Raw genomic sequence first — 25,208 nt, 5'->3', positions numbered from 1 at the left:
GTTCGACAAACCCCCCTACTGGATCTGTCTCCCCATGCACTCCGACGCCCCCGTGGCGCGGTCAACATGCCCTGTGACAGGCCTGTGACAGTCGGGGGACAGCGCCATGAAACTGCCCCGGCAAGCTCATTGGCACAGGGAACGAACGGACTCCACCGACGGGGGGCGCGAGATGAACGCACTGCACAGCACCACCTCAAGCGCAGTTGTCACGCGTCTCCACGACGTCGGCCGGAGCCCGGAGAAGTCCGGCGCCGGGGGAGGGCGGGGGTGCTTCCGCGGCGCCGGGCGTCAGCACTCGTCGTATCTGACGATGGTTGACGCGCCCACGGGGGGAAACGGGGGCCACGGGGGAAACGGGGCCAACGGGGAAACCGCGTACGGGGAGGTCACGGGGGAGCGGAAGCCCCTGGAGCGGACCGAGGACGCCGAAGCGGCGTTCACGGCCTACGTCCAGGAGCGCCGCGCCTCCCTGTACGCGACCGCCTATCACCTGACCGGCGACCGGTTCGAGGCCGAGGACCTGCTGCAGAGCGCCCTCTTCTCGACGTACCGGGCGTGGGACAGGATCAGTGACAAGGCGGCGGTCGGCGGATACCTCCGCCGCACCATGACCAATCTGCACATCAGCGCCTGGCGCAGGCGCAAGCTCAACGAGTACCCGACCGAGGAGCTGCCGGAGACGGTGGGCGACACGGACGCGATGCGCGGCACGGAGCTGCGCGCGGTGCTCTGGCAGGCCCTCGCGCGGCTGCCGGAACTCCAGCGCACGATGCTGGTCCTCCGCTACTACGAGGGCCGCACGGACCCGGAGATCGCGTCCATCCTCGACATCAGTGTCGGCACGGTGAAGTCGAGCATCTGGCGGTCGCTCCGCCGGCTGCGCGAGGACGAGGTCCTCAGCTTCGGCCGTGACGAGGAGGAGTCCTTCGGCGAGCTGGTGGCCTGAGGCGCAGGGGGGAACGGGGGAACGGGCCGCGGCTTCGGGGGAAGCGGCGGTACGGGGGAAGTGCGTGGCGGGGTCGGACGGGCCGGGGGGTCCTGTCCGGCCCCGCTGCGTCGTGCGTTGCGGTCCGAGTGTCAGGGCGCGGGCGGGGCCGGTGAGGCTGCCGCCGCCGTCGTCCGGCGGCAGCGGCCCGCCGCGGCCGCGGCCAGGCGGCCCAGGGCCTCGGCCTTGCCGCACGGGTACGCGCCCAGCGCGGTCTGGCGGGCCACGATGCGCCGCTCGGCCCGCATCAGGCGCCAGCCGCGGCGCAGCAGGAACGGAACCGACTTCCGGCCCTCGCGCAGATCCCGCAGCAGCCGCCGCCGGAACGTCGTCGACGGGCGCCCGCGCAGGCACAGCGCGTCCGCGAGCAGCCCCAGTTCCTGGCAGCGCTCCACGATGTCCGCGGCGAAGATGCCCTCGGCGACGAACAGGGGCGTGCGCTCTATGTCGAGCGCCTCACGGTCGACCCGGGAGCTCGTGGCGATGTCGTACACCGGGACGTTCGTACGCCCGGTGCGGCACAGCTCGGCGATGGCGGCGACCGCCCCGTCCGCGTCCCAGGACCGCGCCGAGTCCCAGTCGATGTCCGTGCTGCCGGTGACCAGAGGCAGCGTCGGGTCGTTGCCCTCCTTGTAGAAGTCGTCCAGCCGCAGGACCGGAAGACCGGTGCGGGCGGCGAGGGAGGACTTGCCGGAGCCGGAGGGACCGGCGAGCAGCACGACTCGAGTGGGGATCGGTTGGGAACTCACAGAACAGAAGTGTGAGGCATTGACCCGCGCAGGGGATCCCCGGGAGGTCCTGTTGGTATCGAGCATCACACCTCAACTACTCTGCGCGCACGGATGATTACTCAAACAGCCTCGATCAGGTGGGAAAACATGGCACGTCATGCACTCTCCAAGCCCCGGCGCCGCGCCCTGCTGCGCGCCGGCCTGACCCTCACCGCGCTGGGCGCGGCGCTCGGTGCGGGAGGTGCGGCGGCCCAGGCGGCACCGCTGCCCGCCGCTCCGGCCACCGGCGCGGACAGCACCCTCGGGGCGGTCAGCGACGCGGCGGCGCCCGCCCTGACCAGCGCGCTCGGCTACGGGCTCGCCGGTGCCGTCGCCCCCGTCACCGATCTGCAGCTCGACCCGCTGGCCGGGACGGGGGTGGACCCGCTGGACAACGCCGTGGGTACCCAGATCGCCGACTTCAAGCCGGTGACGACGGCCATCGTGACCGACCCGCTGACCAGTGGCGCGGCGCTCGGCGACCTGCCCGTGGTGGGACAGGTGACCGGCCTGATCACCGGCTGACGCGCGCACGGTGCGCACAGCACGCAGGGCCGCCCCGGGGAGCGGCCCTGCGTGCGCCCAGAGGGCCTTTGAGCGTCAGTACGAGGAGCCGGAGGCTCCCAGGGCGCCCGTCGGGTGCCAGACCGTCTTGGTCTCCAGGAAGGCCGTCAGGCGGCGCGTGCCCGGATCGGCGGTCCAGTCCGCGCTGTCCACAGCCTGTGGACGAAGAACCCGCTTCACGTTGTCCGCCGCCGCGATCTCCAGGTCCTTCGCGAGCTCGCTGCCCGCGACCGCACCCGTGAGATCGATCGCGTTGACGTCCTGGTGGGACGCCAGCGGAGCGGCGAGCTCCGCGGTCTTCCCCGACAGGATGTTCACCACACCACCCGGCAGGTCCGAGGTGGCCAGCACCTCGCCCAGCGAGAGCGCGGGCAGCGGGGCGTCGGCCGAGGCGATGACGACCGCCGTGTTACCGGTGGCGATCACCGGTGCGATCACCGAGATCAGGCCCAGGAACGACGACTCCTGCGGGGCCAGGACCGTGACGACACCGGTCGGCTCCGGGGTGGACAGGTTGAAGTACGGCCCCGCGACCGGGTTCGCCCCGCCCACGATCTGGCCGATCTTGTCGGTCCAGCCCGCGTACCAGACCCAGCGGTCGATCGCCGCGTCGACGACGGCCGCCGCCTTGGACTTCGACAGTCCCTCGGCGTCCGCCACCTCCCGTACGAACTGCTCCCGGCGGCCCTCCAGCATCTCCGCGACGCGGTAGAGGACCTGGCCGCGGTTGTACGCGGTCGCTCCCGACCAGCCGCCGAACGCCTTGCGCGCGGCCACGACGGCGTCGCGCGCGTCCTTGCGGGAGGACTGCGGGGCGTTCGCCAGCCACCTGCCCTTGGAGTCCGTCACCTCGTACACCCGGCCGCTCTCGGAGCGGGGGAACTTGCCCCCGACGTACAGCTTGTAGGTCTTGAAGACGCTCAGTCGTCCGTCAGACATCGAGGTAGGCCTCCAGACCGTGGCGGCCGCCTTCGCGGCCGAAGCCCGACTCCTTGTATCCGCCGAACGGCGAGGTCGGGTCGAACTTGTTGAACGTGTTGGCCCAGACGACGCCCGCACGGAGCTTGTTCGCCACCGCGAGGATGCGGGAGCCCTTCTCCGTCCAGATGCCCGCCGAGAGGCCGTACTGGCTGTTGTTGGCCTTGGCGACGGCCTCGTCCGGCGTACGGAAGGAGAGCACCGACAGCACCGGACCGAAGATCTCGTCGCGGGCCACCCGGTGCGCCTGCGTGACGCCGGTGAACAGGGTCGGCGCGAACCAGTAGCCGGAGGACGGCAGTTCGCACGGGGCGGACCAGCGCTCGGCGCCCTCCGCCTCGCCCGTCTCGACGAGCGCGGTGATCCGGGAGAGCTGCTCCTCGGAGTTGATCGCGCCGATGTCGGTGTTCTTGTCCAGCGGGTCGCCGAGGCGGAGCGTGGACAGACGGCGCTTGAGGGAGTGCAGCACCTCGTCCTGGACGGACTCCTGTACGAGGAGCCGCGAGCCCGCGCAGCAGACCTGGCCCTGGTTGAAGAAGATCCCGTTGACGATGCCCTCGACGGCCTGGTCGACGGGCGCGTCGTCGAAGACGATGTTGGCGCCCTTGCCGCCCAGTTCCAGCGTGGCCTTCTTGCCCGTGCCGGCGATCTGGCGGGCGATGGCCTTGCCGACCGCGGTCGATCCCGTGAAGGCGACCTTGTTGACGTCGGGGTGCTCGACGAGGGCCGAACCCGCGTCCCCGTATCCCGTCAGGATGTTGACGACACCCTTGGGCAGGCCCGCCTGACGGCAGATGTCGGCGAAGAAGAGCGCGGAGAGCGGGGTCGTCTCGGCGGGCTTCAGCACGACCGTGTTGCCGGTGGCGAGCGCCGGGGCGATCTTCCACGCGAGCATCAGGAGCGGGAAGTTCCACGGGATGATCTGTCCGGCCACACCGAGCGGGCGCGGGTCGGCCCCGTACCCGGCGTGGTCGAGCTTGTCGGCCCAGCCCGCGTAGTAGAAGAAGTGCGCGGCGACCAGCGGGAGGTCCGCGTCGCGGGTCTCCTTGATCGGCTTGCCGTTGTCCAGGGTCTCCAGGACGGCCAGTTCGCGGGAGCGCTCCTGGATGATCCTGGCGATCCGGAACAGGTACTTGGCGCGCTCGGAGCCGGGCAGCGCCGACCACTTCTCGAACGCCCTGCGGGCGGCCTTCACGGCCCGGTCCACGTCCTCGGCGCCGGCGCGGGCGACCTCGGAGAGCACCTCCTCGGACGACGGGCTGACCGTCTTGAAGACCTTGCCGTCGGCGGCCTCGGTGAACTCGCCGTCGATGAACAGGCCGTACGAGGGGGCGATGTCGACGACGGAGCGGGACTCCGGAGCCGGTGCGTAATCGAATGCAGATGCCATGGGGATCAGTCCACCGTCACGTAATCGGGGCCGGAGTAACGGCCGGTGCTGAGCTTCTGGCGCTGCATCAGCAGGTCGTTCAGCAGGCTGGAGGCGCCGAAGCGGAACCAGTGGTTGTCCAGCCAGTCCTCGCCCGCGGTCTCGTTCACCAGGACCAGGAACTTGATCGCGTCCTTGGACGTGCGGATGCCGCCCGCGGGCTTCACACCGATCTGCACTCCGGTCTGCTCCCGGAAGTCGCGCACGGCCTCCAGCATCAGCAGCGTGTTCGCCGGTGTGGCGTTGGTCCCGACCTTGCCGGTCGAGGTCTTGATGAAGTCCGCGCCCGCCAGCATCCCGAGCCACGAGGCCCGCCGGATGTTGTCGTACGTGGACAGCTCGCCGGTCTCGAAGATCACCTTCAGCCGGGCCGAGCCGCACTCGGCCCTCACGGCGAGGATCTCCTCGTACACCTTCAGGTAACGGCCGGAGAGGAAGGCACCGCGGTCGATCACCATGTCGATCTCGTCGGCCCCTGCCGCCACGGCGTCGCGGACGTCCGCGAGCTTGACGTCCAGCGCGGCGCGCCCGGCGGGGAAGGCCGTCGCGACGGACGCCACCTTCACTCCGGAGCCGGCCAGTGCTGCGGCGGCGGTCGCCGCCATGTCGGGGTAGACGCAGACCGCGGCGGTGCGCGGGGTCGTGCGGTCGGTGGGGTCGGGGTTGACGGCCTTGGCGGCGAGAGCCCGGACCTTGCCCGGGGTGTCCGCGCCTTCCAGCGTCGTCAGGTCGATCATCGAAATGGCGAGATCGATGGCGTACGCCTTGGCAGTCGTCTTGATCGATCGGGTACCGAGAGAGGCGGCGCGCGCTTCGAGGCCGACGGTGTCGACGCCGGGCAGCCCGTGCAGGAAGCGGCGCAGCGCACTGTCGGACGCCGTCGCGTCGGCGAATGCAGGTGCAGTGGTGGGCATGGTCACCACATGAGCATATCTACGCGCGTAGCGACCTGTACAGGGCCCTCCCCGTTTCCGCGTCTCCCGCAGGCCGGACGGGGCCGCCGGACGGGCCCCCCGCCACCGCCCGCGCCCGTCAGGCAGAATCGGGACCATGACGAGCCCCACACCTCCCGCCGAGCCCGCCTACGCCGACCGGACCTTCCGGTCGGTTGCCGGGCTGGTCAGCGGCGCCTTGCTGATCCTGCTGGTCGGCTGGATCGGCGGCGACGCGGTGGTCCGGGGCCACGGATGGGTGCCGTGGCAGGCGCTGGCCGCGCTGCTGACCCTGATTCCGCTGATCGTGGCGTTCACCCTGCGGCCGGCGGTGTTCGCCGACGAGGAGCGGATCCGCATCCGCAACCCGTTCCGGACGATCGTGCTGCCCTGGACCGATGTCTCCGACGTCCGGGCCTCGTACTCCAGCGAACTGTTCACCCAGGACGGCAGGAAGTACCAGCTGTGGGCGGTGCCCGTATCGCTGCGCGAGCGCAAGCGTGCGGCGCGGAAGGCGACCCGGGAGGCGCACGACGACCCGTACGGCCGGACCTCCGTGCACGCCGACGTCCGCGACATGCAGGCCCGCGCCGCCGCCGCCGACCAGTCCGTGCGGGACCTGAGGGAGCTGGCCGAGCGGGCGGGCAGGCGCGACGAGGAGGCCGTGACCACGGCGTCGGTGCGCTGGGCGTACGAGGTGATCGCCCCGGCCGTCGTCGGCGCGGTGCTGCTCGTGGTGCTGCTCGCGATCGCCTGAGGCGCCGGACGTGTACGCCGTAGGTCTCCCTGACGTGAGGGACGCGAGGGACGCGCGGAGCCGATGCCCGGACGCACCGGCCCCGCCCTCGACCCTCAGATGCCGGCGGCGGCAGCCAGGTCGCGCTTGATGCCGCCGAGCAGTTCCGTGGCCCGTTCCCGGGCCGCGGGCAGCTCGTCCGCCGAGGCGACCGGCACCACGACCTCCAGGTAGCACTTGAGCTTCGGCTCGGTGCCGCTCGGGCGGACGATGACCCGGGCGCCCGTGAGGTGGTAGCGCAGACCGTCCGTGGGCGGCAGCTGCTCCGAACCCCGGGACAGGTCCTCGGCCGAGGTGACGGGAAGGCCGGCCAGCGCGGCCGGGGGGTTCTCCCGCAGGCGGCGCATGGCGTCGGCGATGACCGTCAGGTCCTCGACGCGGACCGACAGCTGGTCCGTGGCGTGCAGGCCGTGCGCGAGCGCGAGGTCGTCGAGCAGGTCGAGGAGGGTGCGGCCCTTCTCCTTCAGTACGGAGGCGAGTTCGGCGATCAGCAGCGCGGCTGTGATGCCGTCCTTGTCGCGGACCCCGTCCGGGTCCACGCAGTAGCCCAGCGCCTCCTCGTACCCGTAGCGCAGACCCTCGACGCGGGCGATCCACTTGAAGCCCGTCAGCGTCTCCTCGTAGCCGAGACCCGCCTTCTCGGCGATCCGGCCCAGCAGCGACGAGGACACGATCGACTCGGCGAACACGCCTGTGGCGCCCCGGTCCACCAGGTGTGCCGCCAGCAGCGCGCCCACCTCGTCGCCGCGCAGCATCCGCCAGCCGCCGTCCGTGGACGCGTCCGGCACGGCGACGGCGCAGCGGTCGGCGTCCGGGTCGTTGGCGATGATGATGTCCGGATCCGTACGGCGCGCGGTCGCGAAGGCGAGATCCATGGCGCCGGGCTCTTCCGGATTGGGGAAGGCGACGGTGGGGAACGCCGGGTCGGGCTCGGCCTGCTCGGCGACGAGCACGGGCGCGGGGAAACCGGCCCGTGCGAAGGCGGCCGTGAGGACGGAGGTGCCGACGCCGTGCAGGGCCGTGTAGACGGTGCGCGCCGTACGCGGGGAGCCGGGGCCGAGGACGGTGTCCGTACGGGCGAGGTAGGCGTCCAGGACCTCGTCGCCGAGGGTCTGCCAGCCGGTCTCGGGGCGCGGCACGGTCTCCAGCGGGCCGACCGCCGCGATCGCGGCGGCGATCTCCGCGTCGGCCGGCGGCACGATCTGCGAGCCGTCGCCGAGGTAGACCTTGTAGCCGTTGTCGCGCGGCGGATTGTGGCTGGCGGTGACCTCCACGCCCGCCACGGCGCCCAGATGCCTTATGGCGTACGCGAGGACGGGGGTGGGCAGCGGGCGGGGGAGCACGGCGGCGCGCAGGCCCGCCCCGGTCATCACGGCCGCGGTGTCGCGGGCGAAGTCGGCCGACTTGTAGCGGGCGTCGTAGCCGATGACCACGAGTCCGCCGGCCTGCCCCTGCGCCCTCAGGTACGCGGCGAGGCCGGCGGCTGCGCGGATGACGACGGACCGGTTCATCCGCATCGGGCCCGCGCCGAGCTCACCGCGCAGGCCCGCCGTGCCGAACTGCAGGGTGCCCGCGAAGCGGTCGGCGAGGGCGGCGAGGTCCCCGGCGTCGACGAGTCCGGCGAGCTCCGCGCGGGTCTCGGGGTCCGGGTCCTCGGCGAGCCAGGTCCTGGCCCGCGTGATGAGGTCCTGCTGCACGGTGTCCGCCTTTCTGCGGTGCGGTTGTGTGGGCCGGGGAGGGGCGCTGCGGGGGCTCTGCCCCGACCACCGCGCCCCGGACGCCGGCGAGGCCGGTCCTGCTCAGATCCGGTCGAGGACCCGGGCCAGGAGCGAACCCATCCGGGCGGCCGAGTCCCGGCCGGCCTGGAGGACCTCTTCGTGGTTGAGGGGCTCACCGCTCAGGCCGGCGGCCAGATTCGTGACCAGGGAGATCCCCAGCACCTCCGCGCCCGCCTCACGGGCCGCGATGGCCTCCAGCACGGTGGACATGCCGACGAGGTCGCCGCCCATCACGCGCACCATGTTGATCTCGGCCGGAGTCTCGTAGTGCGGGCCGGGGAACTGCACGTACACGCCCTCTTCGAGGGTCTCGTCGATCTCCTTGCACAACGCGCGCAGCCGCGGCGAGTACAGGTCGGTCAGGTCGACGAAGTTGGCGCCGATGATCGGCGACGCCGCCGTGAGGTTGATGTGGTCGCTGATGAGCACGGGCTGTCCGGGGCGCATGCCCTCGCGGAGACCGCCGCAGCCGTTCGTCAGGACGATGGTCTTGCAGCCCGCGGCGACGGCCGTACGGACACCGTGGGCGACGGCGGCGACGCCGCGGCCCTCGTAGTAGTGCGTGCGGCCGAGGAAGACCAGGGCGCGCTTCTCACCGATCCGGTACGAGCGGATCGTGCCGCCGTGCCCCTCCACCGCGGGCGCCGGGAATCCGGGCAGTGCGGTCACCGGGAACTCGGCCTCCGGCGCGCCGAGCGCATCGCCGGCGGGGGCCCACCCGGAGCCCATCACGAGGGCGACGTCATGGGTCTCGGCACCGGTGAGCTCGCGCAGGCGGGCGGCGGCGTCGGCTGCGGCGACGTGGGGGTCGCCCTGGATGTGGTCCGGAATAACAGATGCGTTCACGCGGATGAGGGTAACCGGTGAATCCCTACGCGCGTAGATGCGCAGGTTCAGAGTCTGGCCTGTCGTACTCGTACTTTCGTACGAAAGCGGTGCGGCAGTGCTGCGGGGAGTGCCGCTCAACAGGGGATCGGCACGGGCTCGGCGGGAGCTCAGCAGGGGTGCTTGCGCAGGCCCATCACATAGTCGTGCGGCGCGCCCGCGGACTCGGCGGCGTCGGCCACCTCGCCCAGATAGCGGGCGGACGGCAGCCCGCCCTCGTAGCCGTTCAGCACGTACATCCAGGCCGGTTCCTCGCCGTCCAGGGTGTGCACGCGCACCCGCATCCGCCGGTAGATGTCGAGGCCGACACCCTCCCAGCGGTCCATCGAGTCCTCGTCCATCGGCGCCAGGTCGTACAGCGCGACGAAGACCTGGGAACGCGGCGCCTCCACGACCGTGGCGAGCGCGCCCTCCCAGCCCATCTGCTCCCCGCCGAACGTCAGCCGCCAGCCGTTGAGCCAGCCGGTGCCGCGCAGCGGGGAATGCGGGGCGCGGCGCGTCATCAGCCGCGCGTCGAGGTTGCCGGCGTACGCGGCGTAGAGCGACATGGGGTCGAGGGTACGGGAGGTGGCGGGGCGCGTGCCGTTTCCTGTGAGGAAGCCCCCGGCCGGGGCGTCGTCCGGGGCGGTGTCCGCGGGCCTGCGGGCCGTGGCCCGATCGGCCTCGTTCCCGTATGGAGGGCCCCGGGGCGAAGCACCTTGGCGCGTGCGGGACAATGAATTACGTACTGCATTCCCCGGGGCGATCCCCCGGACCCCCGGCCGGGGCGGCAGACGGCCGCGGGAAGACACCACGCGAGGCGGACTTTTCGTGACCCGGATCGTGATCATCGGCGGTGGCCCCGGCGGCTACGAGGCGGCACTGGTGGGCGCCCAGCTCGGCGCCGAGGTGACCGTCGTCGACTGCGACGGCCTCGGCGGCGCGTCGGTACTCACCGACTGCGTACCTTCGAAGACCCTGATCGCGACGGCCGAGGTGATGACCACCTTCGACTCCTCGTACGAGGAACTCGGCATCATCGTCGCCGACGACACGCCGCACATAGAGCAGGCGGCGCGTGTGGTCGGTGTCGACCTCGGCAAGGTCAACCGACGGGTCAAGCGCCTGGCGCTCGCCCAGTCCCACGACATCACCGCCTCCGTCACCCGCGCCGGTGCCAGGGTCATGCGCGGCCGCGGCCGCCTCGAGGGCCTCCAGGCCGCCGACGGCTCCCGCCAGGTCGTGGTGACCGCGGCCGACGGCACCGAGGAGCGCCTCACCGCCGACGCCGTCCTGATCGCGACGGGTGCCCACCCCCGGGAGATCCCGGACGCACTGCCCGACGGCGAGCGCATCCTGAACTGGACCCAGGTCTACGACCTGGACGAGCTCCCCGAGGAGCTCATCGTGGTCGGCTCCGGTGTGACCGGCGCCGAGTTCGCCGGTGCCTACCAGGCGCTCGGCTCCCGCGTCACCCTCGTCTCCTCCCGCGACCGGGTCCTCCCGGGCGAGGACCCGGACGCCGCAGCCGTCCTGGAGGACGTCTTCCGGCGCCGCGGCATGAACGTCATGGCCCGCTCCCGGGCCCAGTCCGCGAAGCGCGTCGGGGACCGCGTCGAGGTCACGCTGGCCGACGGCCGCGTCATCTCCGGTACGCACTGCCTGATGGCCGTCGGCGCGATCCCCAACACCGCGGGGATGGGCCTGGAGGAGTCCGGGGTCCTGCTCAAGGAGTCCGGCCACATCCGGACCGACCGGGTCTCCCGCACGAGCGCCCCCGGCGTGTACGCGGCCGGCGACGTCACCGGCATCTTCGCGCTGGCCTCCGTCGCCGCGATGCAGGGCCGGATCGCGATGTACCACTTCCTCGGGGACGCGGTGGCCCCGCTGAACCTGAAGACGGTCTCCTCCAACGTCTTCACCGACCCCGAGATCGCCACGGTCGGATACAGCCAGGCCGATGTCGACTCCGGCAAGATCGACGCCCGCGTCGTGAAACTGCCGCTGCTGCGCAATCCGCGCGCCAAGATGCAGGGCATCCGGGACGGCTTCGTCAAGATCTTCTGCCGGCCCGGCACCGGCATCGTGGTCGGCGGCTGTGTCGTCGCACCGAGGGCCAGTGAACTGATTCATCCGATCTCGATCGCGGTCGACAACAACCTGACCGTGGAACAGATCGCGAACGCGTTCACCGTGTACCCGTCCCTGTCCGGATCGATCGCTGAAGTGGCCCGGCAGTTGCACACCCGTAAGCGGGCCGGCGAGGCGTAGGCAGGACCCGGAGGGCTGCCGGCGAACCGGCAACTCCCGGCGTCCCCGGCGTCCTGACAGGGTGTTTGTACATCTCCCCGGCATCTCCCGGACCACCCATGAACAACAACAGGGCCTCCTATACCACTAGGGGGCCCTGTGCATGTACAACTTCTCTTATTCGGCGCAAACTGCTGAAAAGCAACCCATGGCCAGGTTACTGTCAGTTTCGTGTTCGCTGCAGAACGTCGTCAGTTGATCCTCGAAATGGTGCGCGCCAACGGGGCGGTATCGCTCCGTGAGCTCGCCCGCGTCGTCCAGACCTCCGAAGTGACCGTACGGCGGGACGTGCGGGCACTGGAGGCAGAAGGACTCCTCGACCGCCGACATGGCGGTGCGGTTTTGCCGGGCGGTTTTACGCGGGAGTCCGGCTTTCCGCAGAAATCCCATCTCTCCACCGCGGAGAAAACGGCTATCGCCGACCTGGCCGCCGGCCTCGTCGGTGAAGGCGAGGCCATTGTGGTCGGCGCCGGAACGACCACGCAGGAGCTGGCCCGCCGGCTCGCGCGTGTTCCCGGTCTGACCGTGGTCACCAACTCGCTGCTCGTCGCCCAGGCGTTGGCCCATGCCAACCGGGTGGAAGTGGTGATGACCGGTGGCACCCTGCGCGGGAGCAACTACGCGCTCGTGGGCAGCGGGGCCGAGCAGTCCCTCCAGGGGCTGCGGGTGTCCCGTGCGTTCCTCTCCGGGAGCGGACTGACCGCCGAGCGCGGGCTGTCCACGTCCAACATGCTCTCGGCGAGCGTCGACCGGGCGCTGGTGCAGGCGGCGGCGGAGGTGGTGGTCCTCGCGGACCACACCAAGCTCGGCTCCGACACCATGTTCCAGACGGTGCCCACGGAGCTGATCACCCGGCTGGTGACGGACGAACCACCGGTCCACGACGAGCGTGCCGCCACCGAGCTGCAGGCTCTGGCGGACCAGGGCGTGGAGATCACGGTCGCGGGACCCGACACGGAGTCCTCCGGCGGTGAGAGCGGCGCGGGCCACCGGCCCCGGCGGGACATGCCGCTCCCGGGCCAGCGCCGCACCCAGCCCGGGGGCCACTCGGGTCTGGGGCCACCGCAGTTGCGGAGTGCGGCGGCACTGGCCGAGCAGGGGCCGGGGGAGCGTGCCCGGGTGGCGGACCTGCGGCGGCGGTAGCGGTAGCGGGGCCGTGTGGCGGCCTCTCTCCGTCCGCCTTCCCCTCCCCGAAACAACCGGGGGCCGGGGGACTGCCTCAGCCGCCGTGTGGGCCAGGTGCGGCTGCCCCGCTCTTCAGGCCCTGGAGCGTCAGCATCAGAAGGCGGTCGGCCAGCCCGGGATCCGACGGAGTCTGCTCGGCCGCCAGCGCGATCGCGTTCGTCAGCTGGAGCAGGTCGTCGATCGAGACGTCCGCCCGCACCGAACCGCTCGCCTGGGCCCGCGCCAGTAGCCGCGCCCCCGCCTGACGCAGGGGCACATTGCACTGCGCCAGTGCCGAAGTCGTGTCGCCCGACGCCGACATGAGCGCCTGTGCCAGGCCGCGGTACTCACCGGCATGGGTGACGATCGCGCCCAGCCACTCCACCAGCGCCCTGCACGGCTGCTCCGCCTCCGCCAGTTCGTGCGAGCGGGCGAGCAGTGAGGCCAGGGCTTCCTGGAACACCGCGTTCATCAGCGCGTGACGGTTCGGGAAGTGCCGGTACAGCGTGCCGATGCCGACCTCGGCCTGCCGGGCGATGTCCTCGAGGGAGGCATCCGTACCGTGCTCGGCGAAGGACGTGCGGGCCTCGCCGACCAGCCGCTCGTAGTTGCGGCGCGCGTCGGCGCGCATCGGCCGGTCCGGTGTCCGTGCCGTGCTCATCGCCATCGCGCTGTCCTCCTGGTCTCCGCCTGCGTCCAGGATGCCACCGAGGGCCCGGTCGCTGTCGGGTACGTCATCGACAGCGACCGGGCCCCCGGGAGGAGAAGAGCGCTCAGTCCTTGATCTCGCAGATCATGGCGCCGGAGGAGACGGAGCTGCCGACCTCGGCTGCCAGGCCCTTGACGGTGCCGGAGCGGTGGGCGTTGAGGGGCTGTTCCATCTTCATCGCTTCGAGGACGACGATGAGGTCGCCTTCCTTGACTTCCTGGCCCTCCTCGACGGCGATCTTGACGATGGTGCCCTGCATGGGCGAGGCGAGGGTGTCGCCGGAGGCGGCGGAGCCGGCCTTCTTCGCGGCGCGGCGCTTGGGCTTGGCGCCGGCGGCGAGGCCGGTGCGGGCCAGGCTCATGCCGAGCGAGGAGGGCAGGGAGACCTCGAGGCGCTTGCCGCCGACCTCGACGACGACGGTCTCGCGGCCCGACTCCTCGTCCGCTTCGGTGTCGGCGGGGACGGCGAAGGCGGGGATCTCGTTGACGAACTCCGTCTCGATCCACCGGGTGTGGACGCGGAACGGGTCGGCGGTGAATGCCGGGTCGGCGACGACGGCCCGGTGGAAGGGGATGGCGGTGGCCATGCCCTCGACTGTGAACTCGCGCAGGGCGCGGGCGGCGCGCTGGAGTGCCTGCTCACGCGTAGCACCGGTCACGATGAGCTTGGCGAGGAGGGAGTCCCAGGCGGGGCCGATGACGCTGCCGGACTCGACGCCCGCGTCGAGGCGGACACCGGGGCCGGAGGGCGGGCTGAAGGTGGTGACGGTGCCGGGGGCGGGCAGGAAGCCGCGGCCGGGGTCCTCGCCGTTGATCCGGAACTCGAAGGAGTGGCCGCGCACGGCGGGGTCGCCGTAGCCGAGCTCCTCGCCGTCGGCGATGCGGAACATCTCGCGGACGAGGTCGAGGCCGGTGACCTCCTCGGTGACCGGGTGCTCGACCTGGAGGCGGGTGTTGACCTCGAGGAAGGAGATGGTGCCGTCCGTGCCGACGAGGAACTCCACGGTGCCGGCGCCGACGTAGCCGGCTTCCTTGAGGATGGCCTTCGACGCGGCGTACAGCTCGGCGTTCTGTGCCTCGGAGAGGAACGGTGCGGGGGCCTCCTCCACCAGTTTCTGGTGGCGGCGCTGCAGGGAGCAGTCGCGGGTGGAGACGACGACCACGTTGCCGTGGGAGTCGGCCAGGCACTGGGTCTCCACGTGGCGGGGCTTGTCGAGGTAGCGCTCGACGAAGCACTCGCCGCGGCCGAACGCGGCGACGGCCTCGCGGACGGCGGAGTCGTAGAGCTCGGGGATCTCTTCGAGGGTGCGGGCGACCTTGAGGCCGCGGCCGCCGCCGCCGAAGGCGGCCTTGATCGCGATCGGGAGGCCGTTCTGCTCGGCGAACGCGACGACCTCGTCCGAGCCGGAGACCGGGTCGGGGGTGCCGGCGACGAGGGGGGCGCCGGCGCGCTGGGCGATGTGCCGGGCGGCGACCTTGTCACCGAGGTCGCGGATGGCCTGCGGGGGCGGGCCGATCCAGGTCAGGCCGGCGTCCAGGACGGCCTGGGCGAACTCGGCGTTCTCCGAGAGGAAGCCGTAGCCGGGGTGGATCGCGTCGGCCCCGGAGTCCTTGGCCGCCTGGAGGACCTTGCCCATGTCCAGGTAGCTGGCGGCCGGGGTGTCACCGCCCAGAGCGAACGCCTCGTCGGCCGCGCGGACATGCAGAGCATCCCGGTCCGGATCGGCGTAGACGGCTACGCTCGCGATTCCGGCATCCTGGCACGCCCGAGCAACGCGGACAGCGATTTCGCCACGGTTGGCGATGAGCACCTTGCGCACGATGACTCCCTCCTTGAGAACAAGCTGAGTTTAGGGACTACCGACACGGCCGTACGACCCGTCCCCAAAGGTGAACTTGCCCACACGGAGTGTGATTCGAGGCTTGCTCGAGTCGCGAAATCCCTTGTCGCACCACGGTACGCCGCGATCCTTAACCGCACAGTAGCCACGAGGTGTGGTCCAAGTCTCTGTTCTAACGGTCAGCCACATGCAGTGTTTCTTTGTGGACACCCTACGAACGGCCGATGGAATCTTTGCCGAACGTACGAGGAGGCGCGAGGACTGCGCGACCCCTTGTCCGGAGGATTACCGGTTAGTAGGGTCCGCGCTGTATCGCAGGTACTACAGGTAACAGGGGGTGGGCGCCGTGGTGCGCAGATCAGTGGCCGTCATAACCGCGATCGTTCTGTTCGGGGAAGCCGCGGGCATCGTGCTCATCAACGGCATCCTCGCAACGGTCGTCGACAATCAGAAGATGTCCCTGGCGGGCATGGACCCGGACGTGATGTCCACCGGCACATGGGTGATGGGCGGCTTCTCCGGGCTCCTGCTGGTGGCGTGCGGTCTGATCCCGCTGCTGGCCGGGATCCGTGACCGCGCGCCGGGCCGGATCGGCAGGATCGCCCTCATCGGGTGCGCGGTCGTGCACGGGGTGCTGGGCGCCGTGGTGGTCGGACTGGTCGGCTGGACCGCGTTCGCCTTCATGATGGTCGTCCTGGGACTGATCGTGCTCACCCTGGTGGCGTACGGACGCCGTGAGACGGGCAGCGACGAGAAGGAGACCGGCACCAGCGGGAGCGGCGCCGGAGCCGGGGCGCCCGCGCCGGCGTGAAACCGGGCCCGCTCAGACCCACAACTCCGTCACGGAGATGTCGAGTTCGCCGAGCAGGCGGCGCAGCAGGGGCAGCGAGAGCCCGATGACGTTGCCGTGGTCGCCCTCGATCGAGTCGACGAAGGGCGCCGAGCGGCCGTCCAGGGTGAACGCGCCCGCGACATGGAGAGGCTCGCCGGAAGCGACATAGGCGGCCACCTCGGCGTCGGTCGGCTCGCCGAACCTGACGACGGTGGACGCGGTCGCCGACGCCGTACGGCCGGTCGCCGTGTCGATGACGCTGTGCCCGGTCTGCAGGACCCCGGACCGGCCGCGCATGGACTTCCAGCGCGCGGTGGCCTCCTCGCTGTCGGCGGGCTTGCCGAGCGCCTCACCGTCCAGCTCGAGGACGGAGTCGCAGCCGATGACGAGCGCGCCCGAGGCTTCGGGGCGGGCCGCGACGGCGGCGGCCTTGGCCTCGGCCAGTACGAGCGCCAGCTCGGCCGGTGTCGGGGCCGAGAGCGCGTCCTCGTCCACGCCGCTGACGATCACCTCGGGGGCGAAGCCCGCCTGGCGCAGGAGGCCGAGACGGGCGGGGGACGCGGAGGCGAGCACGAGGCGGCGCTGATCAGTCATAGCGGCCATCGTAGAAGGGCCCCGGAGCCCTCGGAACCCGGACTCGGCCCCTGTGACACGGGCCCGGCCCGCCGGGACGCGGACCCGGTCCCTCGTGACGGGGACTCAGCGGGTGCCCAGTACGAACATCGCGACGACCATGGCCAGGGCGAGCAGCAGCCCCGCGCGGCGCATCATGTCCTGGGCGTCGCGCAGTTCCTTGGGCGGCTTGTTCTCGGGGTCTGACCACAGCATGGTTCCGATGGTGGCCCCGGTACGACTGCGGCGCCTGAGTACGCGTACTCAGGCGCCGCAGCGGTGCGACTCAGCGCTTCCGGTTCAGACGGGCCAGTACGTCCGGGCCCAGGACCGCGGGCCCGGCCGCAGCGCCCCGCGGCGCGCGACACGGCCCGGGTCGGACCACTGCTCGGGCGGCAGCGGATCGCCGGACGGCAGGGCGGCACCCGCCACGGCGCGCGCACGGACGACCGCGAGCGCGGCAGCCAGTTCCTCCGGGGTGGGATTGCCCCGTACGACCTTGATCATGGTGGCTCCCGGTGCCTAGAGGGGGATGTTGCCGTGCTTCTTCGGGGGCAGCGACTCGCGCTTGGTGCGGAGCTGGCGCAGGCCCTTCACGAGGTGGGCCCGGGTGTCGGACGGCATGATGACCGCGTCGACGTAGCCGCGCTCGGCGGCGACGTACGGGTTGAGGAGGGCGTCCTCGTAGTCGGCCATCAGTTCGGCGCGGGTGGTCTCCGGGTCGTCGGCGGCGGCGATGGTCCGGCGGTGCAGGATGTTGACCGCGCCCTGCGCGCCCATGACCGCGATCTGCGCGGTCGGCCAGGCCAGGTTGAGGTCGGCGCCCAGGTGCTTGGAGCCCATGACGTCGTAGGCGCCGCCGAAGGCCTTGCGGGTGATGACCGTGATCAGCGGGACGGTCGCCTCGGCGTACGCGTAGATCAGCTTGGCGCCGCGGCGGATGATGCCGCCGTACTCCTGGTCGACGCCCGGCAGGAAGCCGGGGACGTCCACGAAGGTCAGGACCGGCACGTTGAACGCGTCGCACGTACGGACGAAGCGCGCGGCCTTCTCGCTGGCGTTGATGTCCAGACAGCCGGCGAACTGCATCGGCTGGTTGGCGACGATGCCGACGGGGTAGCCCTCGATGCGGCCGAAGCCCGTGATGATGTTCGGCGCGAACAGGGCCTGGGTCTCCAGGAACTCGCCCTCGTCGAGCACGTGCTCGATGGCGGTGTGCATGTCGTACGGCTGGTTCGCCGAGTCCGGGATGAGGGAGTCGAGCTCGCGGTCCTCGTCCGTCGTCTCCAGGTCGGCCTCCTCGGGGAAGGCCGGAGCCTCCGAGAGGTTGTTCGACGGGAGGTAGGACAGCAGGGACTTGACGTACTCGATGGCGTCCTTCTCGTCGCCCGCCATGTGGTGCGCGACGCCGGAGGTGGTGTTGTGCGTGCGGGCGCCGCCCAGCTCCTCGAAGCCGACGTCCTCGCCGGTGACCGTCTTGATGACGTCGGGCCCGGTGATGAACATGTGCGAGGTCTGGTCGACCATGACCGTGAAGTCGGTGATCGCGGGGGAGTAGACCGCGCCGCCGGCGCACGGTCCGACGATCAGGGAGATCTGCGGGACGACACCCGAGGCGTGCACGTTGCGGCGGAAGATCTCGGCGAACAGGCCGAGGGCGGCCACGCCCTCCTGGATACGGGCGCCGCCGCCGTCGTTGATGCCGATGACCGGGCAGCCGGTCTTCATCGCGAAGTCCATGACCTTCACGATCTTCTCGCCGTAGACCTCGCCGAGCGAGCCGCCGAAGATCGTGAAGTCCTGCGAGTACACGCAGACGGGGCGGCCGTCGACCGTGCCGTAGCCGGTGACGACACCGTCGCCGTAGGGGCGGTTCTTCTCGATGCCGAAGTTCGTCGACCGGTGCCGTGCGAACTCGTCGAGCTCCACGAAGGAACCTTCGTCGAGCAGGAGCTCGACGCGCTCACGGGCGGTCAACTTGCCCTTGGCGTGCTGCTTTTCGACGGCGCGTGCGGAACCTGCGTGCGTGGCCTCGTCAATACGGCGCTGCAGATCCGCGATCTTGCCCGCGGTCGTGTGGATGTCGCTCTGCGGCTCGGACATCGGGTGGCGGCTCCCTGCCTGGTCACGGGGACGGCTGGTACATCCAGTAAAGGTGCTGGACCGAAAAGTGCTCGACGGCTACCGGCTCGTCGGCTGGTGTTAGCTACTGACCCGTAGCGTATCGGCGCGCATACGGTTCGGCAGTGCGTCGTTGCCCACACCTAATGTGGGTTGCATGACACCTCCGGATGCGCCACACAACCGCTGGTCGGACCTCGACAGACCGCCCCTGAACGCCGCCGCGCTGCGCCGTGGACTGCTGAAACCGGGCGGCCTGTGGACCTCGCTCGAGATCGTCGGGACGACCGGCTCCACCAACTCCGACCTCGCGGCACGGGCCGCCTCCGGACTGGCCGAGGGCACGGTCCTGGTCGCCGAGGAGCAGACCGCGGGCCGCGGGCGGCTGGACCGGAGCTGGACGGCGCCGCCCCGGTCGGGGCTGTTCTTCTCGGTCTACCTGACCCCCGGTGACGTGCCCCCCGAGCGCTGGGGATGGCTGCCGCTGCTGGCCGGTGTGGCCACCGCGACGGGTCTCGCACAATCCGCCGGCGTCGACATGGCACTGAAATGGCCCAACGACCTCCTGGTGACCATTCCGACGGGCTCAGGCACCCTCCCCGGGGAGACAGGGACCCCGCCCGGCGCGGAGCGCAAGACCGGCGGCATCCTCGCCGAACGTGCCGGTGACGGCGTCGTCATCGGCATCGGGCTCAACGTCTCCCTGCGCGCGGCCGAGCTGCCCGCCCCTCAGGCCGGTTCGCTGGCGCTCGCCGGGGCCGTGTCGACCGACCGGGAAACGCTGCTGCGGGCCGTCCTGCGCTCGCTGGAGGAGTGGTACGGCCGGTGGCGCGAGGCCAACGGCGACGCCGCCGAGAGCGGCCTCCAGGCCGCGTACGCGGCGGGCTGCGCCACGCTCGACCGCACGGTGCGGGCCGAGCTGCCCGGCGACCGGTCCGTCGTCGGCGAGGCCGTCGCGATCGACGGCGACGGACGGCTGGTCCTGGCCACCGGGGACGGGCTCCAGGAGCCTGTCTCCGCCGGTGACATCGTCCATCTGCGCGGAGCGGAGGGCGGGCTGACCTGAACCGGGCCGGCGCCGGCGTACGCACGGCGCGGACGGCACAGGCGATTACGGACGATGTCTCTCATGACGCACCCGAACCGGGCAACCGGGGACGTGAGCTGGGGCACACCTGCCGTATCGTTGAGGCGATCCAGCGACAGATCGGCAGGGCAGTGCGCAGGGAACGGGCAGGAGGCGGCCGGTGACCGTCGACGACACGAACTCAGGCGAGGGCGCGGAGCCCCCGCCGGGATCCTCGGTCCACGCGACACCGCATCACGAAGTCGACCACACGGCCGAACCGACCGACGACCCTCTCGCGATCCGGCTGGAACAGCTGATCCTGGGGGCCGACCGGCGCTACACGCCGTTCCAGGCGGCCAGGACCGCCGGGGTCTCCATGGACCTGGCGTCCCGGTTCTGGCGGGCCATGGGCTTCGCCGACATCGGGCAGGCCAAGGCGCTCACCGAGGCGGACGTGCTGGCGCTGCGGCGCCTCGCGGGCCTCGTGGAGGCCGGGCTGCTCAGCGAGCCGATGGCGATCCAGGTGGCCCGGTCGACCGGGCAGACGACCGCGCGGCTCGCGGAGTGGCAGATCGACTCCTTCCTGGAAGGGCTGACCGAGCCCCCCGAGCCCGGCATGACCCGTACCGAGGTCACCTATCCGCTGGTCGAGCTGCTCCTGCCCGAGCTGCAGGAATTCCTCGTGTACGTGTGGCGGCGCCAGCTGGCCGCCGCCACGGGCCGGGTCGTGCAGGCCGCGGACGACGAGGAGATGGTCGACCGACGGCTCGCCGTGGGCTTCGCCGACCTGGTCGGCTTCACGCGGCTCACCCGGCGGCTGGAGGAGGAGGAGCTCGGCGAGCTCGTCGAGGCCTTCGAGACGACCTCCGCCGACCTGGTCGCCGCCCATGGCGGACGGCTCATCAAGACGCTGGGCGACGAGGTCCTCTTCGCCGCGGACGACGCGGGCACGGCGGGTGAGATAGCGCTCCGGCTGGTGGAGGCGATGGCGCAGGACACCACGATGCCCGCTCTGCGGGTGGGCATCGCGTTCGGCACCGTCACCACCCGGATGGGCGATGTGTTCGGGACGACGGTGAATCTGGCCAGCCGGCTGACCTCGATAGCGCCGAAGGACGCCGTGCTGGTCGACGGCGCGTTCGCCCAGGAACTGACGCGGACCGGTGACGCCCCCGCCTCCGAGGCGCAGGCGGCCGAGGTGGTCGCGGCGGCGGCCGAGCGGGCGCGGCTGGCCGAGAAGGAGGGCCGGCCGGTGGAGGATGAGCCGCCGCTGCCGACGTACCGCTTCGGGCTGCAGCCGATGTGGCAGCGGCCTGTGCGAGGGCTGGGCGTCGTGGAGCCGTGGTTGCTGGCGCGGCGGGGTAAGCCGGCGTCCTGACGGGGTGGGGGTGCGGGTGGCGCCTGCGGCGGGCCTGTCCCCTACCCGCCCCTTCCCGAAACCGTGGGCTCCGCCCCGGGCCCCGGTCCTCAAGCGCCGGACGGGCTCCAAGGATGCCCTCAAGCGCCGGGCGGGCTCGAAGGGTGCCGGGGTGGGCTCGAAGGGTGCCCTCAAGCGCCGGGCGGGCTGGGGGTAGCCGGGGTGGACTCGAAGTAGCCGGGGGTGGGCTCGAAGTTGCCGGGGTGGGCTCGAAGGGTGCCCTCAGACGCCGGGCGGGCATGGGGTTGCCGGGGTGGGCTCGAGGTTGGCGGGGTGGGCTGGGGCCGGGGGGTCCGGGCGCCTAGGATCCCCCGGTAACGCTCGTTAACCGGAGGGGTGCAGCATGACCGTCACGTCGGAGCAGCGGTTCGGGGAGTTCGTCGTCGTGCGGCGGCACGAGGGCCAGGAGCATGTGGCCGAGCTCGTGCTCGACCGGCCCAAGGCGATGAACGCGGTGTCCACCGACATGGCCCGTTCGATCGGGGCCGCCTGCGACGCGCTCGGCGCCGATCAGGGGGTGCGCGTCACCGTGCTCACCTCCAGCCATGAGCGGGCCTTCTGCGTGGGCGCGGACCTCAAGGAGCGGAACTCCTTCACGGACGCCGAGCTGGTGCGGCAGCGGCCCACCGCGAGGGCCGCGTACACGGGTGTGCTCGAACTGCCGATGCCGACCGTCGCCGCCGTCCACGGCTTCGCCCTCGGCGGCGGCTTCGAGCTCGCGCTGGCCTGCGACGTGATCGTGGCCGACCGTACGGCCGTGGTCGGACTGCCCGAGGTGTCCGTCGGCGTGATTCCCGGCGGCGGCGGTACGCAGCTGCTGCCCCGCCGGGTCGGCGCCGCGCGCGCTGCGGAGCTCGTCTTCTCCGCGCGGCGGGTGGAGGCGGCCGAGGCGCGTGAGCTGGGGCTGGTGGACGAGCTGGTCGACGCGGGTCTGGACCGGGACGAGGCGCTGGCGCTCGGCGGCCGGATCGCCGTCAACTCCCCGGTGGGGCTGCGCGCCGCGAAGCGGGCCCTGCGGCTCGGCCAGGGGCTGGATCTGCGGGCGGGGCTCGAGGTGGAGGACGCGGCCTGGCGGTCGGTGGCCTTCTCCGGGGACCGGGCCGAGGGCGTGGCCGCGTTCAACGAGAAGCGGAAGCCGAACTGGCCGGGTGAGTGACGACCGCGCCCGGCGGAACGCTCTGAAGATCATCCGCGCTGTCAACTGATCAAATCACCGCAAACCTCCCTAAGCTGTGGTGATGGGCGGTGATGATGTGCGTCTGCGCGCCGTGGTTTCGCTGGCGCAGACGATGGCGGCGGCCTACACCTCGCGCGAGTCCTGGCGGGCCGCGGCGCTGGGGGCGTGCGAGGCGCTGGGCGGCAGCTTCGCGGCCCTGTCCGTGTGGGAGCGCGACCGGGGCAGGCTGCGGGTGCTGGTGAACGCGGGGGAGCGGGCCGAGGGGGAGGAGGAGTTCCCCGACGAGGAGGCCTACCCCGTGCACCAGTTCCCGGAGATCACCGAGTTCCTGCACGAGCGCTGGGCGGGCGGCGGTGAGCCGGACGCCTGGGTGGAGACCGCCGACGGGAGCTCGGCCGCCGGTGCTCCGGCCCGGGGTGCCCGCCCGTACTGCCACCAGCGGGTCGCGGCCCTGCGGCGGCGGGGGCGGGGCTGCTGCGTGGTGGCACCGATCGTGCTGCACGGGAGGGCCTGGGGCGAGCTGTACGTGGCCCGTCCGGCCGGTGCGCCGGTGTTCGACCGGGACGACGCGGACTTCGCCACCGTGCTGGCCGCCGTCGTCGCGGCGGGCATCGCCCAGACCGAGCGTCTGGAGGAGGTCCGCAAGCTGGCCTTCACCGACCCGCTGACCGGGCTCGCCAACCGCCGCGCAGTCGACCTCCGGCTCGACGAGGCGGTGGAGCGGCATCGTATGGAGGACACCGTCGTGAGCCTGGTCGTCTGCGACCTGAACGGTCTCAAGGCGGTCAACGACACCCATGGCCACGCGGTCGGCGACCGCCTGCTGGAACGTTTCGGCTCCGTGCTCTCGCTCTGCGGGGCGATGCTCCCCGGCGCGCTGGCGGCACGGCTGGGCGGCGACGAGTTCTGCCTGCTGACCGTGGGGCCCTCGGCGGACGACGTGGTCCGGGTCTCCGAGGAGCTCTGCGCGCGGGCCGTCGCCCTGGAACTCGGCAACGGGGTCGCCTGCGGAGTCGCCTCGACCGGCGACGAGATCGGTCCCGTACGCTCCGCGCGCCGGCTCTTCCGGCTCGCCGACGCGGCCCAGTACCAGGCCAAGGCGGCCCATTCCAGGAGGCCGGTGGTGGCGGGGCGCGACGGCGAGGTGATCCGGCTCGCCGACTCCCCGCCCAAGTCGCCGCACGACCGCCGCAGGCTGCGCGGAAGTCCGCCGCCGGGGAACGGGATGCCGGATCGGTAAGGGGTCAACCCGTCGACCACTAGTGACATGTCGAGATTCAGTCCGTACGCTTCTGAATATGGATATGCATACAGTCGTGGTGGGGACGTCCGGTACCACCGCCGAGGACGTCATCGCCGTGGCCCGCGAGGGCGCCCGTGTCGAGCTCTCGCAGGACGCCGTCGACGCCCTGGCCGCCGCCCGGGAGATCGTCGACGCGCTGGCCGCCAAGCCCGAGCCGGTCTACGGCGTCTCGACCGGCTTCGGCGCTCTCGCCAGCCGGCACATCAGCCCGGACCTCCGGGCGCAGCTGCAGCGCAACATCGTGCGCTCGCACGCGGCGGGCATGGGCCCCCACGTGGAGCGCGAGGTCGTACGGGCGCTGATGTTCCTGCGGCTGAAGACGCTCGCCTCCGGGCACACCGGCGTACGCCCCCAGGTCGCGCAGACCATGGCCGACGTGCTCAACGCGGGCATCACCCCCGTCGTGCACGAGTACGGCTCGCTCGGCTGCTCCGGCGACCTGGCCCCGCTCTCGCACTGCGCCCTGACCCTCATGGGCGAGGGCGACGCGGAGGGCCCCGACGGCGTCGTGCGCCCCGCCGGTGAGCTCCTCGCCGCCCACGGCATCACGCCCGTCGAACTGCGCGAGAAGGAGGGCCTCGCCCTCCTCAACGGCACCGACGGCATGCTCGGCATGCTCGTGATGGCCCTCGCCGACCTGAAGAACCTCTACACCGCCGCGGACATCACCGCCGCGCTCTCCCTGGAAGGCCTCCTCGGCACGGAGAAGGTCCTCGCCCCCGAGCTCCACGCCATCCGCCCCCACCCGGGCCAGGGTGCCTCCGCCGACAACATGCTGCGGGTGCTGGCCGGGTCCGGTCTCACCGGCCACCACCAGGACGACGCGCCCCGGGTCCAGGACGCCTACTCCGTACGCTGCGCACCCCAGGTCAACGGGGCCGGACGGGACACCCTCACGCACGGGCGGCTCGTCGCGGACCGTGAGCTGGCCTCCGCCGTCGACAACCCCGTCGTGCTCCCGGACGGCCGCGTGGAGTCCAACGGCAACTTCCACGGTGCGCCCGTCGCGTACGTGCTCGACTTCCTGGCGATCGTGGCCGCCGACCTCGGCTCGATCACCGAGCGCCGCACCGACCGGCTCCTGGACAAGAACCGCTCGCACGGGCTGCCGCCGTTCCTCGCCGACGACGCCGGTGTCGACTCCGGGCTGATGATCGCCCAGTACACGCAGGCCGCCCTGGTCAGCGAGATGAAGCGGCTCGCGGTCCCGGCGTCCGTCGACTCGATCCCGTCCTCCGCGATGCAGGAGGACCACGTCTCCATGGGCTGGTCGGCCGCGCGCAAGCTCCGTACCGCCGTCACCAACCTCGCGCGGATCGTCGCAGTCGAGCTGTACGCGGCCACGCGCGCCGTCGAACTGCGCGCCGCCCAGGGGCTGGCCCCCGCGCCAGCCTCGCTGGCCGTCATCGAGGCGCTGCGGGCCGCCGGTGTCCAGGGGCCCGGCCCCGACCGCTTCCTCTCGCCCGATCTGGCAGCCGCCGACGCCTTCGTACGGGAAGGGAAGCTGGTCGCCGTCGCGGAGACGGTGACCGGACCGCTCGCCTGACCCCGTACG

General features: G+C 71.8%; 24 protein-coding genes. 11 read left to right on the top strand and 13 right to left on the bottom strand.

The window, feature by feature from the left end:
• The first annotated feature begins 172 nt into the window (after nucleotides 1-172).
• Nucleotides 173-949 (top strand): SigE family RNA polymerase sigma factor, encoded by a 777-nt coding sequence (locus OG257_RS14825; protein ID WP_329208030.1) that lies wholly within the window; start codon nucleotides 173-175, stop codon nucleotides 947-949.
• Nucleotides 950-1,080: 131 nt separating this feature from the next.
• On the opposite strand, the gene OG257_RS14820 is transcribed toward OG257_RS14825, so the two are convergent.
• Nucleotides 1,081-1,803, bottom strand: coding sequence for a uridine kinase (locus OG257_RS14820; protein WP_329208029.1), 723 nt, complete (start codon nucleotides 1,801-1,803; stop codon nucleotides 1,081-1,083).
• Between the two features lie 63 nt (nucleotides 1,804-1,866).
• On the opposite strand from OG257_RS14820, the gene OG257_RS14815 reads away from it, so the two are divergent.
• A complete protein-coding gene (locus tag OG257_RS14815) occupies nucleotides 1,867-2,283 on the top strand; it encodes a hypothetical protein (RefSeq protein WP_329208028.1) in 417 nt (138 codons plus the stop codon).
• Between the two features lie 75 nt (nucleotides 2,284-2,358).
• Here OG257_RS14815 and OG257_RS14810 read toward each other — a convergent pair whose 3' ends face one another.
• From OG257_RS14810 to deoC, 3 genes are read right to left on the bottom strand one after another with little or no spacing between them, the layout of a single operon-like run.
• Nucleotides 2,359-3,261 (bottom strand): aldehyde dehydrogenase family protein, encoded by a 903-nt coding sequence (locus OG257_RS14810; protein WP_329208026.1) that lies wholly within the window; start codon nucleotides 3,259-3,261, stop codon nucleotides 2,359-2,361.
• Nucleotides 3,254-4,690: an aldehyde dehydrogenase family protein gene (locus tag OG257_RS14805; protein ID WP_329208025.1), complete on the bottom strand. Its 1,437-nt coding sequence runs from the start codon at nucleotides 4,688-4,690 to the stop codon at nucleotides 3,254-3,256. Before OG257_RS14805 ends, OG257_RS14810 begins: the two co-directional genes overlap by 8 nt.
• A gap of 5 nt (nucleotides 4,691-4,695) precedes the next feature.
• Nucleotides 4,696-5,643: a deoxyribose-phosphate aldolase gene (gene deoC / locus OG257_RS14800; protein ID WP_329208024.1), complete on the bottom strand. Its 948-nt coding sequence runs from the start codon at nucleotides 5,641-5,643 to the stop codon at nucleotides 4,696-4,698.
• Between the two features lie 136 nt (nucleotides 5,644-5,779).
• Here deoC and OG257_RS14795 point away from each other — a divergent pair, with 136 nt between their 5' ends.
• Nucleotides 5,780-6,418 carry a PH domain-containing protein gene (locus OG257_RS14795; RefSeq protein WP_329208022.1) on the top strand — a complete coding sequence of 213 codons (639 nt, stop codon included), beginning with the start codon at nucleotides 5,780-5,782 and terminating at the stop codon, nucleotides 6,416-6,418.
• A 95-nt stretch (nucleotides 6,419-6,513) separates the two neighbouring features.
• On the opposite strand, the gene OG257_RS14790 is transcribed toward OG257_RS14795, so the two are convergent.
• From OG257_RS14790 to OG257_RS14780, 3 genes are all read right to left on the bottom strand, one after another.
• Nucleotides 6,514-8,154 carry a phospho-sugar mutase gene (locus OG257_RS14790; protein ID WP_329208020.1) on the bottom strand — a complete coding sequence of 547 codons (1,641 nt, stop codon included), beginning with the start codon at nucleotides 8,152-8,154 and terminating at the stop codon, nucleotides 6,514-6,516.
• Between the two features lie 102 nt (nucleotides 8,155-8,256).
• Nucleotides 8,257-9,081, bottom strand: a complete 825-nt coding sequence (locus tag OG257_RS14785) for a purine-nucleoside phosphorylase (protein ID WP_329208018.1) — start codon at nucleotides 9,079-9,081, stop codon at nucleotides 8,257-8,259.
• Between the two features lie 149 nt (nucleotides 9,082-9,230).
• A complete protein-coding gene (locus OG257_RS14780; RefSeq protein WP_307125293.1) occupies nucleotides 9,231-9,668 on the bottom strand; it encodes a gamma-glutamylcyclotransferase in 438 nt (145 codons plus the stop codon).
• A 262-nt stretch (nucleotides 9,669-9,930) separates the two neighbouring features.
• Between OG257_RS14780 and OG257_RS14775 the strand changes: the two genes are divergently transcribed.
• Both OG257_RS14775 and OG257_RS14770 read left to right on the top strand, forming a co-directional pair.
• Nucleotides 9,931-11,370 (top strand): NAD(P)H-quinone dehydrogenase, encoded by a 1,440-nt coding sequence (locus OG257_RS14775; protein ID WP_329208014.1) that lies wholly within the window; start codon nucleotides 9,931-9,933, stop codon nucleotides 11,368-11,370.
• Nucleotides 11,371-11,580: 210 nt separating this feature from the next.
• A complete protein-coding gene (locus OG257_RS14770) occupies nucleotides 11,581-12,552 on the top strand; it encodes a DeoR/GlpR family DNA-binding transcription regulator (protein WP_329208012.1) in 972 nt (323 codons plus the stop codon).
• 76 nt (nucleotides 12,553-12,628) lie between these two features.
• Here OG257_RS14770 and OG257_RS14765 read toward each other — a convergent pair whose 3' ends face one another.
• Both OG257_RS14765 and OG257_RS14760 read right to left on the bottom strand, forming a co-directional pair.
• On the bottom strand, nucleotides 12,629-13,240 hold the full coding sequence (locus OG257_RS14765; RefSeq protein ID WP_329208011.1) for a TetR/AcrR family transcriptional regulator: 612 nt from the start codon (nucleotides 13,238-13,240) through the stop codon (nucleotides 12,629-12,631).
• A 106-nt stretch (nucleotides 13,241-13,346) separates the two neighbouring features.
• On the bottom strand, nucleotides 13,347-15,101 hold the full coding sequence (locus OG257_RS14760) for an acetyl/propionyl/methylcrotonyl-CoA carboxylase subunit alpha (protein ID WP_329208010.1): 1,755 nt from the start codon (nucleotides 15,099-15,101) through the stop codon (nucleotides 13,347-13,349).
• 367 nt (nucleotides 15,102-15,468) lie between these two features.
• On the opposite strand from OG257_RS14760, the gene OG257_RS14755 reads away from it, so the two are divergent.
• Nucleotides 15,469-15,933 (top strand): hypothetical protein, encoded by a 465-nt coding sequence (locus OG257_RS14755; protein ID WP_329208008.1) that lies wholly within the window; start codon nucleotides 15,469-15,471, stop codon nucleotides 15,931-15,933.
• 12 nt (nucleotides 15,934-15,945) lie between these two features.
• Here OG257_RS14755 and OG257_RS14750 read toward each other — a convergent pair whose 3' ends face one another.
• The 4 genes from OG257_RS14750 to OG257_RS14735 all read right to left on the bottom strand — a co-directional run bounded on the left by OG257_RS14750 (nucleotide 15,946) and on the right by OG257_RS14735 (nucleotide 18,669).
• Nucleotides 15,946-16,557, bottom strand: coding sequence for a nucleoside triphosphate pyrophosphatase (locus OG257_RS14750; RefSeq protein ID WP_329208006.1), 612 nt, complete (start codon nucleotides 16,555-16,557; stop codon nucleotides 15,946-15,948).
• Nucleotides 16,558-16,653: 96 nt separating this feature from the next.
• The gene (gene mmpB / locus OG257_RS14745; RefSeq protein WP_099174806.1) at nucleotides 16,654-16,782 is read right to left on the bottom strand and encodes a morphogenic membrane protein MmpB; all 129 of its coding nucleotides are present in this window, start codon (nucleotides 16,780-16,782) and stop codon (nucleotides 16,654-16,656) included.
• Nucleotides 16,783-16,866: 84 nt separating this feature from the next.
• Nucleotides 16,867-17,073, bottom strand: a complete 207-nt coding sequence (locus OG257_RS14740; protein WP_329208004.1) for an acyl-CoA carboxylase epsilon subunit — start codon at nucleotides 17,071-17,073, stop codon at nucleotides 16,867-16,869.
• A 15-nt stretch (nucleotides 17,074-17,088) separates the two neighbouring features.
• Nucleotides 17,089-18,669, bottom strand: a complete 1,581-nt coding sequence (locus OG257_RS14735; RefSeq protein WP_329208002.1) for an acyl-CoA carboxylase subunit beta — start codon at nucleotides 18,667-18,669, stop codon at nucleotides 17,089-17,091.
• A 175-nt stretch (nucleotides 18,670-18,844) separates the two neighbouring features.
• Here OG257_RS14735 and OG257_RS14730 point away from each other — a divergent pair, with 175 nt between their 5' ends.
• The 5 genes from OG257_RS14730 (at nucleotide 18,845) to hutH (ending at nucleotide 25,199) form a co-directional block, all read left to right on the top strand.
• Entirely contained in the window at nucleotides 18,845-19,753 is a 909-nt protein-coding gene (locus OG257_RS14730; RefSeq protein WP_329208000.1) for a biotin--[acetyl-CoA-carboxylase] ligase, read from the top strand.
• A 181-nt stretch (nucleotides 19,754-19,934) separates the two neighbouring features.
• Nucleotides 19,935-21,134, top strand: a complete 1,200-nt coding sequence (locus OG257_RS14725) for an adenylate/guanylate cyclase domain-containing protein (protein WP_329207998.1) — start codon at nucleotides 19,935-19,937, stop codon at nucleotides 21,132-21,134.
• Nucleotides 21,135-21,516: 382 nt separating this feature from the next.
• Nucleotides 21,517-22,329: an enoyl-CoA hydratase/isomerase family protein gene (locus OG257_RS14720; RefSeq protein ID WP_329207996.1), complete on the top strand. Its 813-nt coding sequence runs from the start codon at nucleotides 21,517-21,519 to the stop codon at nucleotides 22,327-22,329.
• Nucleotides 22,330-22,411: 82 nt separating this feature from the next.
• The gene (locus OG257_RS14715; protein ID WP_329207995.1) at nucleotides 22,412-23,590 is read left to right on the top strand and encodes a GGDEF domain-containing protein; all 1,179 of its coding nucleotides are present in this window, start codon (nucleotides 22,412-22,414) and stop codon (nucleotides 23,588-23,590) included.
• 64 nt (nucleotides 23,591-23,654) lie between these two features.
• Nucleotides 23,655-25,199: a histidine ammonia-lyase gene (gene hutH / locus OG257_RS14710; protein WP_329215094.1), complete on the top strand. Its 1,545-nt coding sequence runs from the start codon at nucleotides 23,655-23,657 to the stop codon at nucleotides 25,197-25,199.
• Nucleotides 25,200-25,208 lie beyond the last annotated feature (9 nt).

The sequence above is a fragment of the Streptomyces sp. NBC_00683 genome, from assembly GCF_036226745.1.
GTDB lineage: Bacteria > Actinomycetota > Actinomycetes > Streptomycetales > Streptomycetaceae > Streptomyces.
Note: the sequence above shows the minus strand (reverse complement) of the source record. Positions and strands in the feature narration are given on the sequence as shown.